Genomic DNA, 16,816 nt, shown 5'->3' on the forward strand with positions numbered 1-16,816 from the left:
TCAGCCTGTCGGTCGAGGACCGGACGGCGGCGGCCCGACCCCCGGCTCCCGCATTCCCCGAGACGCGCGCCGGCGGTGCCGACCGCGCCCTGCCTCGTCGCCGTCGCGTCAGGAGACGGCGCGGCCGCCCTGCTTGACGGCGAGGAAGAAGTCGGGCCGCCCGACCTGGCCGCCCTTCAGCGCCAGTTCGAGCCCGTCGAGGGGCGTGTCGGCGCCATGCGCACGGCAGAGCGGCGAGCCCGGATCGAGGGGGCCGAGCGCGGTCAGCGCGTCGAGGCCGAGCTGCATCGCGGCATGGCCCGAGGTGTCGCCGCCGGCGATCACCGCCCGGGTCAGGCCGGCCGGCCGCACGATGTCGCGCAAAGCGCGCCCGAGCCCGGCACCGAGCCGCTCGCTCGCCGCGACCGGATCGAGGCCCGCCGTGGCGACCGCCTCCCGCAGGGCGGCGACGCCCGGATCGTCCGGGCCGGCAGCGCTGTAGATCAGCGGGTCGCGACCCTCGCCGAGCGCCCGGAGCGCCGCCTCGGCCGCCCGGCCGATCTCCCGCGCGAAGGCCGGCGCGTCGACCACGAGGCGCGCATCGAGGCGGATGCCGGCAAATCCCCGGTCGAGGGCGTGGGCGATCTGCCCGGCCGTCGCCGGCGAGACCGAGCCGGAGACGGCGGCGATCCGCGCGACCGGGCCGGGCCGGGAGGCCGGCGCCTCGGCCGGCAGCAGGCCGGCGGCGCGCCAATAGGCGACGAGGGCGGCCTCGATCCCCTGCGACCCGATCGCGAAGACGGGCTTGTCGCCCCGCTCCCAGATCAGGCGGCCGGCCTCGACCAGGGTCTCCTCGTCGAGCACGTCGAGGGAGACGATCCGGGCGCCCTCCTCCCTCGCCCGGGCCAAGGCGGCGTCGCCCTCGCCGCGCTTCATCGCCACGAAGTCGACGAGGCCGACCGGGAGCGCCGTCTGGCGGGCGAGGTGGCGGCCGAGATCGGCCTCGTCCATCGGCGTGACCGGGTGGCGGGCCATGGTCGGGTGGCGGTCGAGGCGGTGCCCCCGGCCGTCGGCCATCGCGAACAGGTGGCCGAAGCTCTGGTAGCGCCCCATCCCCGGATCGGCGACGACCATCGGGATCCAGTCGCCGGAAAAGATGCTCCGGCCGATCTCGGCGGCCCGGCCGATCGAGCCGACCTGCGGCGCCGAATCGAAGGTCGAGCAGGCCTTGTAATGCGCCACCGGCGCTCCCAGCGAGGCGAGGAGCCGGAAGGCGGGCGGCAATTCCCGGTCCATCCAGGCCGGCGGCTGCGAGCGCGCCACCCCGGCGATGCCGATCGCCCGGGCGCCCGCGAAGTCCCTCAGGCGCGCCGCGCTCGGGGTCGAGAGAAACAGCACGGTCTCGAGCCCGGCGAAGGCCGGCACCTCCATCGCCGCCGAGGAGCCGGTGAAGTCGTCGCCGTAGAAGGCGACGAGGGGGCCGTCGGGGAGCGGGCGGGGAGCCTGGATTGTCCCGCTCACGCCGCGCCCTCCAGCGCCTGGGAGAGGGCCGGATGGGTGCGGGCGTGGTCTTCCAGCGGAATGCCCGCCACCGCCGCCTCCCAGGCCTGGCGGAACGCCGCCACCCCCTCCCCCGGCCCGCCCGGATGGGCGACGATGCCGCCGCCCGCGGTGACGATGAGGTCGGTCGCGCCGAGGGCCGCGTAGGTGCCGGGGGCCTGCCGCACCGTCTGGCCCGAGGAGAAGACCGGCATGGCGAGGCACGGCTTGTCGGGAAAGAGCGGGGTCAGGCAGGTCCGGGCCGAGGCGACGACGCTGTCGTCCTCCTCCGAGAACTTGTTGTCGAGGCCGTTGACGTGCATGTGGTCGGCGCCGGCGAGCCGCCAGATCTTCTGCCAGGCGACGTAGGACCAGCCGAGCAGCGGGTGGCGGGTGAGATACCCCCAGCCGTTCCGGTGGGCGTGGATCGGCAGCTCGCTCGTGCGCGCCAGCGCGATCATGCCGACGAGGCCGACCGAGTTGAGGCTCGCCATCACGCAGGTGCCGCCGAGATCGCGCACGAGGTCGTGGCGCCGGCGCATCTCGTCGATCTCACCGGTGAGGTTGAAGGCGACCATCACCTTCTTGCCGGTGCGCTCGGCATGGTCGTCGACGACCCGCATCACGGCGCGCGCCCGCGCGTCGAACGGGCAATGCGGCCCGTCGGCCTGCAACTCGTCGTCCTTGATGAAGTCGATCCCGCCCTCGCACAGGGTGCGGACCAGGGCGGCGGTCTCGTCGGGCCCGAAGCCGACGCTCGGCTTGATGATGGTGCCGATGATCGGCCGTCCCTCGACGCCGGCGAGGCGGCGCGTCCCGGCAATGCCGAAGCGCGGGCCCGGATAGGCGTCGGCGAAGGCCTGGGGCAGCCGGAGGTCGAGGAGGCGCAGGCCCGTGACCGGGCGCAGCTCGAACAGGTTGCCGGCCACGGTGGCGAGGAGGTTCGGCAGGGAGGGGCCGAGATTCTCGATCGGCCAGGACAGGGTGACGCGGGCGCGGCGCAGCTTCGCCGGGTCGATGGCGGCGGTGGTCGGCAGCGAGGGGGACGCGACGCCCTCGTCCAGCACTTCCAGCCGCTCGACCCGGGCGGCGGAGCGGGCCTTGAGTTCCGGCGTCTCGCCCGGCACCGGCACGAAGGTGCCGCTCGATTGCTCGCCGGCCATCGTCTCCGCCACGCGGCGGGGATCGCTCGCGGTCTCGAGGAGATAGTCGGCCTCGATCCGCACCGGGGGCGCGATGGGGCGCTGGCTCATTCATTCCCTCCCGTTCCCCGGTTCCGGGGCCCGCGACGTTGGCGCGAGGGCCCGAGCCTAAGCGGACTTGGCGTGGCAGGCCACACGCTACACGACAGCGGCTTGACGCTCGCCAGCGACAGGGCTCCCACTCACCACCTCATCTTGAGGTGTGAGCGAAGCGAGCCTCGAAGGAGGGCTCCAGATGTCTCCGAGCGAACTGGAACCCTCCTTCGAGGCTCCTTTCAGTCGCACCTCAGAGCCTGTTCGAGCAGCACTTCTAGCCAAGACTTGAGGCGGGCGGGATCATCCTACCCGCTCACCTCATCCTGAGGTGCGAACGAAGTGAGCCTCGAAGGAGGGCTCCAGGGGTCGCCGAGGCTTCTGGAGCCCTCCTTCGAGGTCAGTCGATCTGCGATCGACTAACACCTCAGGATGAGGTGGAAGGGTAGGATATCGCCTAATTCTTCTCAGTTTTTGTCGAACAACTCTGCTCAAATGGGCTCTCAGGATGAGGGCGTGGGTGGGCAGGGCTGGAGCCTCGCATGAACGGTCCCGTAGCGTACCGTCAGCAGGGCAGCGCTTCGGCCGCTCGGGGTCTTGTCCTGCCGTAGCCTCTCGTCGCAAGGCCTGTGGCTGCCTCGGCGAAACCCGCCCGGGCGGTCACGCTCCCGCCCGGAACGCCCGCTACGGGATTCGGCTCCCCCTCACGAACAGACTGCCCGATTGCCGATGCTCGCTCGTTCAGCCGCGCTCCTCGTCCTCCTCACCGGGTCCGCCGTCGCGCAGGACTACAACCGCGCCGACCTGGTGCGCGGCCTCTGCCACAAGGATGGCTGCGACGAGTTCCAGGTGCTGCGGGTCGAGCCGATGCTGACCGGCACCACGGGTGTCCTCAAGCGCACGCAGGTGAAGACCTTCCACGCCAGCCACAGCGGCCGAGCCGAGCGCGAGGCGGAGGCCGGCTACGTCTATTGCTCGCCGACGAAGCCCGCCGTGATGGCCCAGGGCACGAGCCGCACGGCGGCCTTCATGCTGGCGCCCTTCGCCACCGAGGACAGCAGCGAGACGATCCGCAAGAACGCGAACTTCGTCGCCATGTACTTCGCCATCTGCCACGGCCCGGACGTCGCCCGGCAGGCGGTGCGCGACCTGCGCGGTACGGCTTCCTCCCTCGGCTACCGGGTGGCGGCGACGGGTTCGCGGATGGTCGAGCTGAAGGCGCCCGAGGACATCGTCGACCGCGCGCCGCCGCCGGTGGCCCAGGCTCCCCGCACCGCTCCGCCGAACGCCCCGGCCGCCCCGCTGCGGCGGGAGGCGGCGCCGGGCCCCGCCCTGCTGCCGCCGGGCGAGATCCCGGAGGATTGAGACCGGCGGTCGACAGGCATCGCGCGGCGGCGAGCCCGCTCACCCCGCCGGGGGATAGTCGACGTAGCCCTTGGCCCCGCCGGTATACCAGGTCTCGGCGTCGTCGGCGGAGAGCGGGAGGCCTTCGGCGATCCGCCGCGGCAGGTCGGGATTGGCGATGAAGGGGCGCCCGAAGGCGATCGCGTCGGCCGCGCCGGCATCGAGGGCGGCCTGGCCTCGCGCCCCGTCATAGTCGGAATTGAGCACGAAGGTGCCGCGGAACGCCGCCCGCATGAGCGGGGCCACCGGCGGGCGCTCGGCCTTGCCGTTGGTGCCCTCGTATCCCGGCTCGCGCACCTCCAGGAAGGCGATGCCGATCTCGGACAGCGCCGCGGAGGCCGCCTCGAACAGCGGCTCGGGGTTGCTGTCGTTCACCCCCTGGCGCTCCTCGTTCGGCGACAGGCGCACGCCGGTGCGCTCGGGCCCGACGATCCCGGCCACCGCCGCCACGACCTCGCGCAGGAAGCGGATCCGGTTCTCGATCGAGCCGCCGTAACGGTCGATGCGGAAATTGGCGTTGTCGCGCAGGAACTGGTCGATGAGGTAGCCGTTCGCGGCGTGGACCTGCACGCCGTCGAAGCCGGCTTGCACCGCGTTGCGGGCCGCCTGCCGGTAATCGTCGAGGACGGCCCGGATGTCCTCCTCGGTCATGGCGCGGGCCTCGACATGGGGCGCCTTGCCCTCGTAGGTCCGCGCCAGGCCCGGCATCGTGGTCGCCGAGGACGAGACCGGCTGGCCCCGCCCGGGCAGGCTCGGATGCACCACCCGCCCCATGTGCCAGAGCTGACACACGATCCTGCCGCCCGCCGCATGGATTGCGGCGGTGACCGGGCGCCACGCCGCGACCTGTTCAGGGCTCCAGATCCCCGGCGCGTAGGGCCAGCCGAGGCCCTGCGGGCTGATCCCGGTCGCCTCCGAGATGACGAGGCCGGCCGATGCCCGCTGGGCGTAGTACTCGACCATCAGATCGGTCGGCACGTGGTCCCGGGTCGCCCGCGCGCGGGTGAGCGGCGCCATGAACACCCGGTTGCGCGCATCGAGCGCGCCGAGCCGGATCGGGTCGAGGAGGCTGGGCAAGCGCGGACTCCGCTGCGGTCGGGAAGAAGGGTTCAGGGCGGTCAGCGGGTCGTCTGCTGCTGCGGCCGGCGCGAGGCGGCGAGCGCCGAGGCCTTGCCGGCGGCGGCGTAGAGGTTCAGGCGCGAATAGACCCCGAAGGCCGAGCCGTCGTCGAGGAAGCCGCCGCCGGGCCCCTGCGTCTCGGTCAGGATGGCGTTGGCCTCGGCCAGGGTCACCGCCGGGAAGGCCGCGGTGAGGAGGTAGCCGGCCTCCGGCGCGAGCTTGCCCACATCCTCGACCGTGCCGGCGGTCTTCGCGTGGACCACCGGCAGGCCGTAGGTCTGGGTCGTGTCGTAGAGGGCCTGGTTCGCCGCCGCATCCCGGAACCGGCCGGTATCGGTGGCGGCGCAGGCCGCGACCGTGTCGCCGCAGGCATCCTTCAGGACCATCGCGAGGTCGTTGCGCGCCGCCTCCAGGGCGGCGCGGTAATCGGTGATCGCCACCGCGTCGTTGGTCTGCCGGCTCATCTCGTTGATGACCGCCGGGTTCTTGCGGATCTGGCCGACATAGGCCGGATCGTTGGCGAGCAGGTGGGCGACCGCGTGGAGCGCCACCGTGCGCCCGCCGAGCACGTCCATGGCGTAATGCGCGCCGACGACGATGCGGTTGTTGCCGTACTCGGCCGCCCGCACGATCATCTGCTGGTAGCGCTCGGGCACCAGGAGCGCGAGGACCAGGGATTCGGTGTAGCCGAAGGTGGTGTGGCCGCTCGGGTAGGACGGGCTGTCGGTCAGGTTCTGGCTCGGCCCGTGCAGCCAGCCGAGGCTGTGCGAGGCGTTCTTGAAGTAATCGTCGCCGCGATAGGCATAGAGCTGCGGCAGGGTCTGGAACGGGCGCGAATTGCCGTAGGCATCGGCGCCCTTGCTGCCGCCCGGCCGGCCATACGCCCTGCCGAACACGTCCGGCACGCCGCCGCGCGCCGCGAAGATGCCCTTGGCCGCGTCCGAGACCGGGTTCTTGCCGTCGGTGGTGCCGTTGGCGAAGAAGAACTTGCCGGAGTTCGAATCCGACTTGGTGATGTTGTTGGTGTAGCCGAGCAGGTCGGCCACCGACTGCGTCACGTTGCTGAAGGTCTTGTAGTCGGAATAGCGCGCCTTGTCCTGGTAGATCGCGCCGAGGCGGCTGCCGAGGCCGTCGGCGAGCTCGGTGGCGTTGCCGTCGGTGATGAAGGCGTCGCGCAGGGCGAGCTGGCGCTGCTGGTCGAACGGCAGCAGGTGGGGCTGCTTCTGAATGCCGAACTGGATGTCACCGGTCACCTTCAGGTTGGCGTCGAGCGCCGCCTTCCCCTCCGGCGTCGCCTGGAGGGCGCTGACGGTGGCGAGCCCCTGGAGCGCGACGAGGTTCGTCGCCGTCTGCGCGAGCGCCGCGACCGGCAGCATCACGCCGAGAACCGCGAGACCGTGAATGGCCGCCCTGCGCATCGTGTCGCCCCCCCCGTTTGTTCTGGCGGCAGGAAACGACGACAGCGCCCTCCTGTCCAGCCCGGAAGCGCACGGCTCGACGCCGGGCGAGCCGGCGTGGAGCGCAACGCTACAGGTAGCGCAGCACCGGATGCCGTCCGCGCCGCTTCAGCCCGACCATCCAGCGGCAGGCGAGGTAGAGCGGGGGACCGAGCACCAGCGCGACCAGCCAGAGTTGCCCCGGCGAACCGAGTTCGACCTTGCCGGAGGCGCCCGTCAGGCCGGCAGCAGTCGCGAGAGCGTAGAGCCCGCGCAGCAGCCAGAGGTGGAGGAGATAGAAGAACAACGGCGCGCCGCCGAACACCCGCAGCCAGGCGAGGCGCGGGGCGGGCCAAGCCTCGAACAGGGCCAGCAGCCAGAGCCCGAGGCCCAGCGTCAGCAGCAGGAAGTCGGCGGAGGGCGGATACTTGGTGAGGTTCAGGAAGGACAGGATCGTCCCTCCCAAGCTCGGCCCGGCCTGCCACGGCGACGGATCGCCGTAGCCGTCGAGCCCGCGCAGCACAAGGAAGCCCACGAGTGCCGCCGCCCCGAGGGCGAGGAGCCGGCCTCGCCTGGCGACGGGGTCGAGGGCGTAATACGGCCCGAGGGCGTAGCCCGCCGCCGCGACGCCGATCCACGGCAGGACCGGATAGGAGGTGCGCGCCACGCCCCAGGGCAGGTCGACGAGGCCGCGCTGGTGCAGGATCGACCACAGGACGTAGCCGTCCTGGTCCGGCGCCAGCACGATCCCGTCGAGGAGGTTGTGCCCGAGCATGATCAGGAGCGCTATGCCCACGAGGGCGGCGCGCGGCAGCCACAGGAGTCCGGCGAGCGCGATCATCGCCAGGCCGATCGCCCAGATCACCTGCAGGTAGAGCACCGGCGGCAGGATCTGTCCGGTCCAGGCGAGGTTCACCACGGTGAGTTCGAGCCCGATCAGGAACAGGCCGCGGGTGAGGAGGAAGCGCGAGCCCGAGCCCGTGCCGTGCCTGGCCGCGTAGAGGCTCGCCGAGAGGCCGGTGAGCAGGATGAAGATTGGCGCGCAGAGATGCGAGGTCAGCCGCGTCATCGCCAGGGCCGCCGGGGTGACGCTCAGGTCCATCGGGTCGCGGACCTGGGCGTGGAGGTAGAAGATGTCCCGGACGTGATCGACCAGCATCAGCAGCATGACGAAGCCCCGCAGGGCGTCGATCGCGCCGATGCGTGGGGCGGGCGCGGTGTCGGGCGTCACGAGGCGGTCTCGCGGGATGCGGTTTCGGTGGCGAGGCGGGCGAGGAGCCGGCGCACGTCCGGCGGCGTCCAGACGCGGCCGCCGCGGGGCTTCCGGACCCCGCGCCGGGTCAGGGAGGCGGCGATGCCCTCGGGCGTCCCGCCGGCCTCGGCGGCGATGGCGACCAGCACCGGTGCGAGGTCGCGCCGGAACCGCTGGGCGCGGGCCGCCGCCGCATGGCGGCCGGCATCGCCCTTCCTGGGCACCGCGGCGCCGTGACGGAGAAGAGCCGCCATCAGAACCGCACCGACAGGGTGCCGGTGACGCGGCGCGGCGTCCCCGGATAGACCCGCAGCGCGCTCAGCGAACTCGCGTAATAGGTCGTGTCGAACACGTTCTCGACGTTCAGGCCGAAGCGGAAATTCTCCCAGCGGTAATAGGCCAGGGCGTCGACCGCGATGTAGCCCGGCAGGCGGAAGCCGCTGCCGGCGGCGTCGCCCGCCCGCTCGCCGACGGCGCGCACGCCGCCGCCGATCCCGAAACCCTTCCACGGCCCGTCCTGCGCCTCGTGCACCGCGAGCAGGCTGCCCGAGTGGCGCGGCACGTTGATGAGGGGCGCGCCGACCGGCAGGACGTTGTCCTTGGTGACCACCGCGTCGGCGAAGACGTAGCCGGCCAGGAGCTTGATCTCCGGGCTGATCTGGCCGGCGGCGGTGAACTCGAAGCCCTGGCTGCGCACCGCGCCGGCGGCGAGCGAGAAGCCGGGGTTGTTCGGATCGGGGGTCAGCACGTTCTCGCGCTCGATCCGGAAGGCGGCGCCGGTCAGCGCCAGGGCGCCACCATAGAGGTCGAGCTTGGTGCCGACCTCGTAGCCGAGGCCGGTCTCGGGCGCGAAGGGGCCGCTGAACGACGCCGAGAAGGCGTCGGGTCCGGTATTGGGCCGGAAGCTGCGGCCGACATTGGCGTAGAGGGAGAGTTCCGGCAGCGGCTGGTAGACGAGGCCGGCCCGGGGCGAGGCCGCGAAGGTGGTCTGGTCGCTCCGCACCCCGGTGGTGCGCTCCCGGAACGATTGCTCGAAGAAATCGAAGCGGACGCCGACCAGCGCCTTCCATTGCGGGTTCAGGGTGATCTGGTCCTGGGCGTAGAGCGCGGTGTTGGTGAGCTGCTCGACGCCGTTGGTCTGCCGGGTATAGGGCGGGAGCGGCCGGCCGTAGACCGGGGCGTAGAGGTCGAGGGAGTAGGGATTCTGGCGCAGGTTCGAGCGGATCTGCTGGTAGGTGCCGTCGGTGCTCTCGCGCTCGAAGCCAAGCAGCAGGGTGTGGCCGATCCCGGCGGTGTCGAAGCGCCCGACCAGCTCGGCCTGGCCGAGGGCGACGGCCGCGCGATAATTGCGGAAATTGCGGTCGCGCAGGGCCGTGCGGTTGTCGGCACCGAGGCCCCGCACCTCGACCGCCTCGCCGACGAACGAGTTGGAGTTGAGGTAGGTGGAAAGCCGCATCTGCCAGTCGGCGTCGAAGCGGTGGTCGACCCGCACCTGGAGCGTGTCGCTGGACTGGTCGATGCGCAGGCCCGGCTCGCCGAGGAAGCGCGAGATCGGCAGGAGGCCGAGCTGCCCGTTGACGGCGACGACGCCGCGGTCGAACACCGCGCGGTTGCGGAGGAACTCGGTCTCGACCGTCACCTTGGTGTCGGGCGTGATCTGCCAGCTCACCACCGGGGCGACGAGGAGCCGGTCGCCGTCGACGAAATCGCGAAAGCTGTTCTGGCGCCCGGCGGCGAGGTTGAAGCGGTAGAGGACCGTACCGTCCTGGTTGAGGCTGCCGCCGGAATCGACCGTGCCGCGAACCTGCTCGAACGAGCCCCATTGCCCGCCCATCTCGACGAATCGCTCCGCCGTCGGCTGCTTGGTGATGATGTTGACGAGGCCGCCCGGGTCGCTGCGCCCGAACAGGCCGCCGCCCGGGCCCTTCAGCACCTCGATCCGCTCGACGTTCTGGGCGTCCTGCTGCGGCGGGAATCCGCGGGCCAGGGGAAATCCGTTCTTGTAGATCTCCGCCGTGGCGACGCCGCGCACGGCATAGCCGAGGGGCGAGAGGCCGCCGAAATTGTTCTGCTGCACGATGCCCGGCGTGTAGGCGACGACCTGCTCGACGCGGGTCGCCGCGAGATCGGTGATGACCTCGCGCGGGGCGACCGTGACGACCTGCGGCACGTCGCGCTGGGGCGTGTCGGTCTTCGTGCTGCTCACCGCCCGGTCGGCGCGAAAGCCCGGGGTCGGGCCGATCAGCCCGATCGTGCCGGCCGCCGGCGACAGCGTCGGGAGCGCCCCCTCCACCACGACCTCGTCGAGGGCGATAGTTTCCTGTCCCGCGCGGCACCGGCCGCAAGGGTCACCCCCAGGGCGGTCGCCAGGATCGGCAGCGGGCGGTGAAGCGGACGGGTTCTCACGAGGCACACTCGATGTTGCAGCGAGGCTGCGTCCGGGCGAGCGGCAGGCCGCGCCCGCGCGAAGACGATCGCACGGCGCACGGCCGGAGCGCTCCCCCGGGCCGCACCGCCCGCGGGACGTGACCGCGCCGACAGGCGCGCGCGCAAGGCAGGTCTCCTGGCTCGCGGATCGTCGATCCCGCCTCGCCTTCCCGGTGCGCGGGCACCAGTGGCTGTCGGCGGCGGGACCTCTCCGCTCACAGTTGCGGGGGCAGCCTCGGTCTCGCCGCGAATGCTCACGCACTCGATGGCCCACCGAATTCCCTCTTCGCCCCGAGCTCGCGCCCGGGGAACCTTGGCGGCACCATCCATGGCAGGCCGACCGTGCGTAAGCAACACTCGGAAACGCAATGTAATAATGTTGCCTGCCCTGTGTCCACAGGAACACACCGCGGCGGGAGCCTCCCGGCTTCTACTCGCCGCGCAGGAAGGCCGCCGTCGCCGGGTGGAGCCAGGCCGCCGGGACCGCCTGCGCCAGGTCGCGCGGGTCGCTCGGCCGCTCATGGGGCAGGCGCCGGGCAAGCGCCGGCTTCGCCTTGTCGATCGCCGCGACGAGGCGGGACACCGCCGCCGGGTCGAGGCCGGGCTTGCCGAGGACGAGGCTCCAGGATCCCACCGTCTCGATCGCCGCGTCCTGGCCCGGGAAGGTGCCGGGCGCGACCGTGATGCGCCGTAGCGACGGGCTCGCCGCGAGGATCGCAGGCAGTGCCGTCGCCGAGGGACCGAGGAAGCGGGCCCCGCCCGGCCCCTCCGCCATGGTGCGGAAGCCCGGCCAGCCGGTGCCGCCGCCGAACAGGGCCGCAGCTTGGCCCGCCCGCACCATTGCCGGGCCGTCGCCGGCATGGTCGAGGAGGATCGGCCGGATTTCGTGATCGGGGTCGATGCCGGCCCCGCGCAGGATCGTCCGCCCCATGGCGGTGAGGCCGGAACTGCGCGTGCCCAGGGCCACCGGCCGCCCGCGCAGGTCGTCGAGGCTGCGGACCGGGCTGTCGGCAGCCACCACGAACAGGCCCGGCGCCGCGTAGACCGGCGCGACCACCGTCACGGCAGGCAGCGTACCCTGCCCGGCCAGCACCTCGTAGGCGTATTCGCCCTGGACGAGGCCGAGATCGACCCGCCCCTCGCGCAGGAGGATCAGGTTCTCGGTCGAGCCCTTGCTGGCGCGCAACTCCAGGGTGAGATCCGGATCCACCTCCCGGATCGCCGCCGCCAGCGCCGCGCCATAGGCCGGGAAACCGCCGCCGGGCGTCGCGGTGGCGAGCACGAGGTGCAGGGGTTCGCTTGCCCGAGCCGAGGCGAGGAGGCCGATGAAGGCGGCAGCGGCGATCAGCCGGCGTTTCGACATGGTGGAAGTGTCCTCGATCGGCCCGATCGGCACGGCGCGCATGGGGTGCCGGCGATCCAGCGCAAGCCGTGCTACGCCCCTGATCGGGCTCGTTATCCCGCCTCACGGTATACGATCGTGGCATGAAGCCCATAGGGCATCTGTCCCACCCACGACCTCATCCTGAGGTGCGACTGAAAGGAGCCTCGAAGGAGGGCTCCCGATGTCGCAGCGGTCACTGGAGCCCTCCTTCGAGGTCAGTCCATCTCCGATAGACTGACACCTCAGGATGAGGTGAGTGGACAGGGCATTATCGATTGTCAAAAGCCTTCAGGAAAACCCTGTTCAACAGGCTTGGAGGCTCCCCATCCGACACCCTCACGCCGCCGCGATCCCCTGTCCGGGCGCCTCGCTCGTATGCTCGGAGAACTGCTCGATCGGGCCGGGGCGGCCGAGGAGATAGCCCTGGGCCTCGTGGCAGTTCTCCGATCCCAGGAAGGCGAGCTCGGCCGAGGTCTCGACGCCCTCGGCGAGGACCGGGAGGCCCAGCCCCCGCCCCAGACCCAGCACCGCCCGCATGATCGCGGCGGTCTCGTGGTTCACGTCGACGGCGCGGATGAAGGAGCGGTCGATCTTGATCTTGTCGAACGGAAAGGCGCGCAGGTTCGACAGCGACGAGTACCCGGTGCCGAAATCGTCCATGGCGATCCGCACCCCCATCGCCTTGACCCGCCGCAGGGCGGCGAGCGCCCGGACCGGATCGCGCACGAGCGCCGTCTCGGTGATCTCGAGTTCGAGGCGGGCGGGAGAGAGGCCGGTGGTGAACAGCACCTCGTGGACGAGTTCGGCAAAGCCCGGGGCGTGGAGCTGGATCGCCGAGACGTTGACGGCGATGCGCAGGGGCTTGTCCCACGAGGCGGCCTCGCGGCAGGTCTCGCGCAGGACCCATTCGCCGATGCCGAGGATGCTGCCGGTCTCCTCGGAGATCGGAATGAACTGGTCGGGCGGGACGTTGCCCCGGTCCGGGTGCTGCCAGCGCAGGAGCGCCTCGAAGCCGACCACGATCCCGGTGTCGATCGCCATCTGCGGCTGGTAGACGATCCGGAACTCGCCCCGCTCGACGGCGTGGCGCAGGTCGTGCTCGAGGGAGCGGCGGTCCCGGATCTGGGCGGCGAGGACCGGCTCGAAATAGCGGTGGACGCCCCTGCCGTGGTTCTTGGCGCAGTAGAGCGCGGCGTCGGCGTGGTTGAGCAGGGTCTGGGCGTCGTCGGCGTCGGTCGGGCAGAGGGCGATGCCGATGCTGGTCGCCAGGATCGGCCCCGTGCCCGCCCGCTGGTTGCCCTCGCGGATCACCCGCAGGATCGCCTCGGCCAAAAGCCCGGCCTCCTCGGGCCGCGCGACGGCGGGCATCAGGATCGCGAACTCGTCGCCGCCGAGGCGGGCCATCATCTGCCGCGGCCCGAGCACCGGGGCGATCCAGCGCGCCAGGGACTGGAGCAGGCCGTCGCCCATGGCGTGGCCGTAGAGGTCGTTGACGTCCTTGAACCGGTCGAGGTCGAGGCACAGCACCGCCACGAGGCCGCCGCCGGCCCGCGCCGCGGCGATCTCCTCGTCGAGGCGGGCGCGGAAGGTCGCCCGGTTCGGCAAGCCGGTCAGGGTGTCGTGATGGGCCAGGAACTGGATGTCCTGCTCGGCCTTGCGCCGCGCCCGCAGGTCGCGGACGGCGACCGCGTGGCAGGGCCGGTTGCCGAGCGGCCGGCGGATCACGTCCACCGGCAGCGCCTCGCCATCCGCGCCCCGCAGCTCGGCCTCGACGAGCTGGCCATGCGGGCCGGCATCGAGGCGGGCGACCACGGAAGCGGGCAGGATCTCGGTGATCGGCTGGCCGACCAGGGCCGCCGGCGTCCGGCCGATCATCTCGGCGAGGCTGGTGTTGACGGTCACGATGCGCTGTCCCTCGCAGATCGCGATCCCCTCGACCGCGGCGTCGGCGAGGCTGTTCATCAGCTCCTGCGCCTCGCGCCGGCGCCGGGAGCGGCCGTCGAGGGTCAGGCCGGTGAAGGCGAGGACGAGGAGCGTCAGGCTGGCAAAGCCGAGCGAGGCGGCGAACTGGCCGCCGAGGATCGCGGGCACGAGCCCGTCGCCGGCCACGCCGAGCGACACGACGTGCGGCAGCATCACGGCGCAGGACAGGAGCATGGCTCCGGCGGTGCGGCTCGCCGGGCTGTCGCGCAGGCTGCAGGTCAGGGCGAAGCCGGAGAGCACCATGCCGGCCAGGCCGGACAGGGCGATGCCGGCAAGCCAGGCCGCCCCCCCGCTCCCGGCAGGCTCGCCGACACCGAGGCTCCGACCGCGGCGAGACCCAGTCCGATCAGGCCGCCGCCGAGGGCGGGCGCGATGCGGCGGGGCGCCGAGACGGCGGCCCGCAGGCCGCACCCGGCGAAGATCACCATCAGCACGAGGCCGAGCAGCAGCACCTCGCGTCGCTGCAGCATCCCGTCGGGGTCGCGGATCGCGGCCTGCGCGATGACCTGGCTCGCCCACAGGCCGAACCCGCCGGCGATGGCGGCGGCCGAGATCCAGATCCCCCGGCTGGTGCCGCTGGTGGCGCGGGCGTGCTGGAGCAGGTCGATCATGGTGATCGCGGCGAGCACGCCGATCAGCAGCGACAGGCCGATGAGCCGCCCGTCATGCAGGGCGAGCAGGGTTTCGGCGGTCTGCAGCATGAGAGGGTCACGTCCAGCCTCGGCTCCCGGTACCGTGGCGGAAAGCCGGTTGCGAACCGGTAAAATACTTCGGCTGATTCTCACCTCCGGGCATGTCCCGCACGGGATTCGAACGGTCGGACGGTGGCAGCGCCCCGAATCCGTCACCACGGAGGCCGGCAGACGTTCGAATAGGAACGTGGTCTTAGTCTGCCCGGACCTGGCGCACACCTTGCGGAACGTCGTGGAGAAACGGGGACGAGACGTCGAAGAGTGCCGGAGCCCCGTTCTCCTCATCGACGGTTTCGATATCCTCCGCGCTATTCCTCGTCGAGCCGCAGGCGCGTGATCGCGCAGCCCCGGGCCACGAGGTCCGCCGGGTCGAGGTCGGGAAACAGGCCGGCATAGCGGCGCACCAGGGCCCCCGCGAGGGCGTCCGCGTCGCGGATCGTCGGCAGCGAGGCCGCAAACAGCTCCGGCGTCACCGCCGCCACGGGGACGCGCTGGCGCACCGCCACGCACAGGCCGGTCCGGAACCGGGTCGGGTCGAGAACCGGCAGCTCCTCGGCGCCGCCGGGCCGGCGGCGGCCGGCCCGGTGGATCGGCAGCAGGGCGTAGCGCAGCCCGACGCGGTTGATCGTGCGTTCGAGGTTGAAGTGGACGAGGTCGCTTCCGTGACCCGCCAGCGCCGAAAAATCCTCCTCGTGCAGGCGGATCAGCGCGTCGGCGCCGAGCGACGCGGCCAGTTCGGCGATCGCGACGACGCGCGTCGTGCCGTCGTCGGCCACGGCGACGTGGCGGCTGTTCGAGATCGGCAGGGACATCGGGCCTACCGGAACGGCGGCTCGTCGAAGCTGCGCAATTTCCGCGAATGCAGGCCGTGGCGGTTGCGCCGCAGGGAATCGAGGGTGGCAAGACCGATCAGCAGGTGCTCGCCCACCGCCCGCTCGTAGAAGGCGTTGGCGGCCCCCGGCAGCTTGATCTCGCCGTGGAGCGGCTTGTCGGAGACGCAGAGCAGCGTGCCGTAGGGCACCCGCAGGCGGTAGCCCTGCGCCGCGATGGTGCCGCTCTCCATGTCGACGCCGATCGCCCGCGACAGGTTGATCCGCCGCCTTTCCTGCGACCAGCGCAGTTCCCAGTTGCGATCGTCGTAGGTCACCACCGTGCCGGTGCGCAGGCGCTGCTTCAAGGCCTCCGCGCGCTCGCCGGTGACGCTGGCCGCAGCCTCCTGGAGCGCGACCTGGACCTCGGCGAGAGCCGGGATCGGCACGTCCGGCGGTACCAGCTCGTCGAGGATCCGGTCGCGGCGCAGGTAGCCGTGGGCGAGCACGTAGTCGCCGATCGTCTGCGACTGGCGCAGGCCCCCGCAATGGCCGACCATCAGCCAGCAATGCGGCCGCAAGACCGCCAGGTGGTCGGTGATCGTCTTGGCGTTGGAGGGGCCGACGCCGATGTTGACGAGGCTCGTCCCCTGCCCGTCGCGGGCGACGAGGTGGTAGGCCGGCATCTGGAACCGGTGCCAGGGCGAGGCGGCGATGAGCGCATCGGCCGAGGCTCCCGCCGCATCCGCCGCCTCGACCACGATGCCGCCGGGCAGGACCAGGCGGGCATGGCGCTCCGGCTCGGCGGCCAGCGCCTTGAGGCCGACGCGCACGAACTGGTCGACGTAGCGGTGGTAGTTGGTGAGCAGGATCCAGGGCTGGATCTGGCGCCAGTCGGCCCCGGTATAGTGGACGAGGCGGCGCAGCGAATAATCGACCCGCGGCCCGTCGAACAGGGCGAGCGGCCGGGGCTCGCCGCCGGCCTCCAGCCACAGCCCGTCGGCGATCTCGTCGCCGACGCTCGACAGCATCGGGGTCGGGAAATGGCGCGCGAGGTCGCTCGAGGTGACGCCGCGGGCCAGCTCCGCCCCGGGCTCGACGACGTAGGGGTACGGGATCTCCTGGGCGCTCAGGCCCACCTCGATCGTCGCGCCGTAATCCTGCACCAGCGGCCGCAACTGCTCGAGCAGGTAGGCGCGGAAATGCGCCGGCTGGGTGAGCGTGGTGGCGTAGACGCCCGGGCCCTGGAACTTCGCGGTGGCGCGGGTGATCCGCGGCATCGGCCCGGTCGGGTCGTAGGTCAGGCGCAATTCGGGATAGCGGAAGGTCAGCCGCTCGGCGGCGTCGGGAGGCACGCCCTCCGCGAGGAAGCGGGTCAGCGCGTCCCGCAGGCTCCCGGTGGCGGCGGCGTGCAACGCTGCCAGGCGGTCGACCGCCGTCTCGGGATCGGCCACCGTCTCCATCGGTCTCAGTTCGTCGGCGAACACGGTCGATCGGTCTCCCTGATGCCCCGGCGACCAGCCTATACCGGGCGGAGCGGCGGGGCGACCCGGATCC

13 protein-coding genes and 1 riboswitch are annotated in these 16,816 nt (G+C 72.0%); of the genes, 1 reads left to right on the forward strand and 12 read right to left on the reverse strand.

What is annotated here, in order from left to right:
• Positions 1–108 precede the first annotated feature (108 nt).
• On the reverse strand, positions 109–1,500 hold the full coding sequence (locus F1D61_RS05625; protein ID WP_246775729.1) for a four-carbon acid sugar kinase family protein: 1,392 nt from the start codon (positions 1,498–1,500) through the stop codon (positions 109–111).
• Positions 1,497–2,771 carry a ribulose-bisphosphate carboxylase large subunit family protein gene (locus F1D61_RS05630; protein ID WP_203156857.1) on the reverse strand — a complete coding sequence of 425 codons (1,275 nt, stop codon included), beginning with the start codon at positions 2,769–2,771 and terminating at the stop codon, positions 1,497–1,499. The genes F1D61_RS05625 and F1D61_RS05630 overlap by 4 nt, the downstream gene beginning before the upstream one ends.
• 711 nt (positions 2,772–3,482) lie before the next feature.
• On the opposite strand from F1D61_RS05630, the gene F1D61_RS05635 reads away from it, so the two are divergent.
• Positions 3,483–4,118, forward strand: a complete 636-nt coding sequence (locus F1D61_RS05635; protein WP_203156858.1) for a hypothetical protein — start codon at positions 3,483–3,485, stop codon at positions 4,116–4,118.
• 39 nt (positions 4,119–4,157) lie between these two features.
• Here the strand turns inward: F1D61_RS05635 and F1D61_RS05640 are convergent, their stop codons facing one another.
• From F1D61_RS05640 to F1D61_RS05680, 10 genes are all read right to left on the reverse strand, one after another.
• Positions 4,158–5,234, reverse strand: a complete 1,077-nt coding sequence (locus F1D61_RS05640; RefSeq protein ID WP_203156859.1) for an alkene reductase — start codon at positions 5,232–5,234, stop codon at positions 4,158–4,160.
• Between the two features lie 41 nt (positions 5,235–5,275).
• Positions 5,276–6,694, reverse strand: a complete 1,419-nt coding sequence (locus F1D61_RS05645) for a phosphatase PAP2 family protein (RefSeq protein ID WP_203156860.1) — start codon at positions 6,692–6,694, stop codon at positions 5,276–5,278.
• Between the two features lie 109 nt (positions 6,695–6,803).
• A complete protein-coding gene (locus tag F1D61_RS05650; RefSeq protein ID WP_432443211.1) occupies positions 6,804–7,943 on the reverse strand; it encodes a DUF1624 domain-containing protein in 1,140 nt (379 codons plus the stop codon).
• Positions 7,940–8,218 (reverse strand): hypothetical protein, encoded by a 279-nt coding sequence (locus tag F1D61_RS05655; RefSeq protein WP_203156861.1) that lies wholly within the window; start codon positions 8,216–8,218, stop codon positions 7,940–7,942. Before F1D61_RS05655 ends, F1D61_RS05650 begins: the two co-directional genes overlap by 4 nt.
• Positions 8,218–10,257, reverse strand: coding sequence for a TonB-dependent siderophore receptor (locus F1D61_RS05660; RefSeq protein WP_246775730.1), 2,040 nt, complete (start codon positions 10,255–10,257; stop codon positions 8,218–8,220). Before F1D61_RS05660 ends, F1D61_RS05655 begins: the two co-directional genes overlap by 1 nt.
• A 243-nt stretch (positions 10,258–10,500) precedes the next feature.
• Positions 10,501–10,722, reverse strand: a riboswitch (cobalamin riboswitch).
• Between the two features lie 99 nt (positions 10,723–10,821).
• Entirely contained in the window at positions 10,822–11,754 is a 933-nt protein-coding gene (locus F1D61_RS05665; RefSeq protein WP_203156863.1) for a TAXI family TRAP transporter solute-binding subunit, read from the reverse strand.
• A gap of 357 nt (positions 11,755–12,111) precedes the next feature.
• Entirely contained in the window at positions 12,112–14,001 is a 1,890-nt protein-coding gene (locus F1D61_RS05670) for a putative bifunctional diguanylate cyclase/phosphodiesterase (protein ID WP_246775731.1), read from the reverse strand.
• A complete protein-coding gene (locus tag F1D61_RS33910) occupies positions 13,977–14,459 on the reverse strand; it encodes a hypothetical protein (protein WP_246775732.1) in 483 nt (160 codons plus the stop codon). Before F1D61_RS33910 ends, F1D61_RS05670 begins: the two co-directional genes overlap by 25 nt.
• A gap of 299 nt (positions 14,460–14,758) precedes the next feature.
• Positions 14,759–15,262: a hypothetical protein gene (locus F1D61_RS05675; protein ID WP_203159399.1), complete on the reverse strand. Its 504-nt coding sequence runs from the start codon at positions 15,260–15,262 to the stop codon at positions 14,759–14,761.
• Positions 15,263–15,267: 5 nt separating this feature from the next.
• On the reverse strand, positions 15,268–16,746 hold the full coding sequence (locus tag F1D61_RS05680; protein WP_203156864.1) for an AMP nucleosidase: 1,479 nt from the start codon (positions 16,744–16,746) through the stop codon (positions 15,268–15,270).
• Positions 16,747–16,816 lie beyond the last annotated feature (70 nt).

The sequence above is a fragment of the Methylobacterium aquaticum genome (genome assembly GCF_016804325.1).
Classification (GTDB): domain Bacteria; phylum Pseudomonadota; class Alphaproteobacteria; order Rhizobiales; family Beijerinckiaceae; genus Methylobacterium; species Methylobacterium aquaticum_C.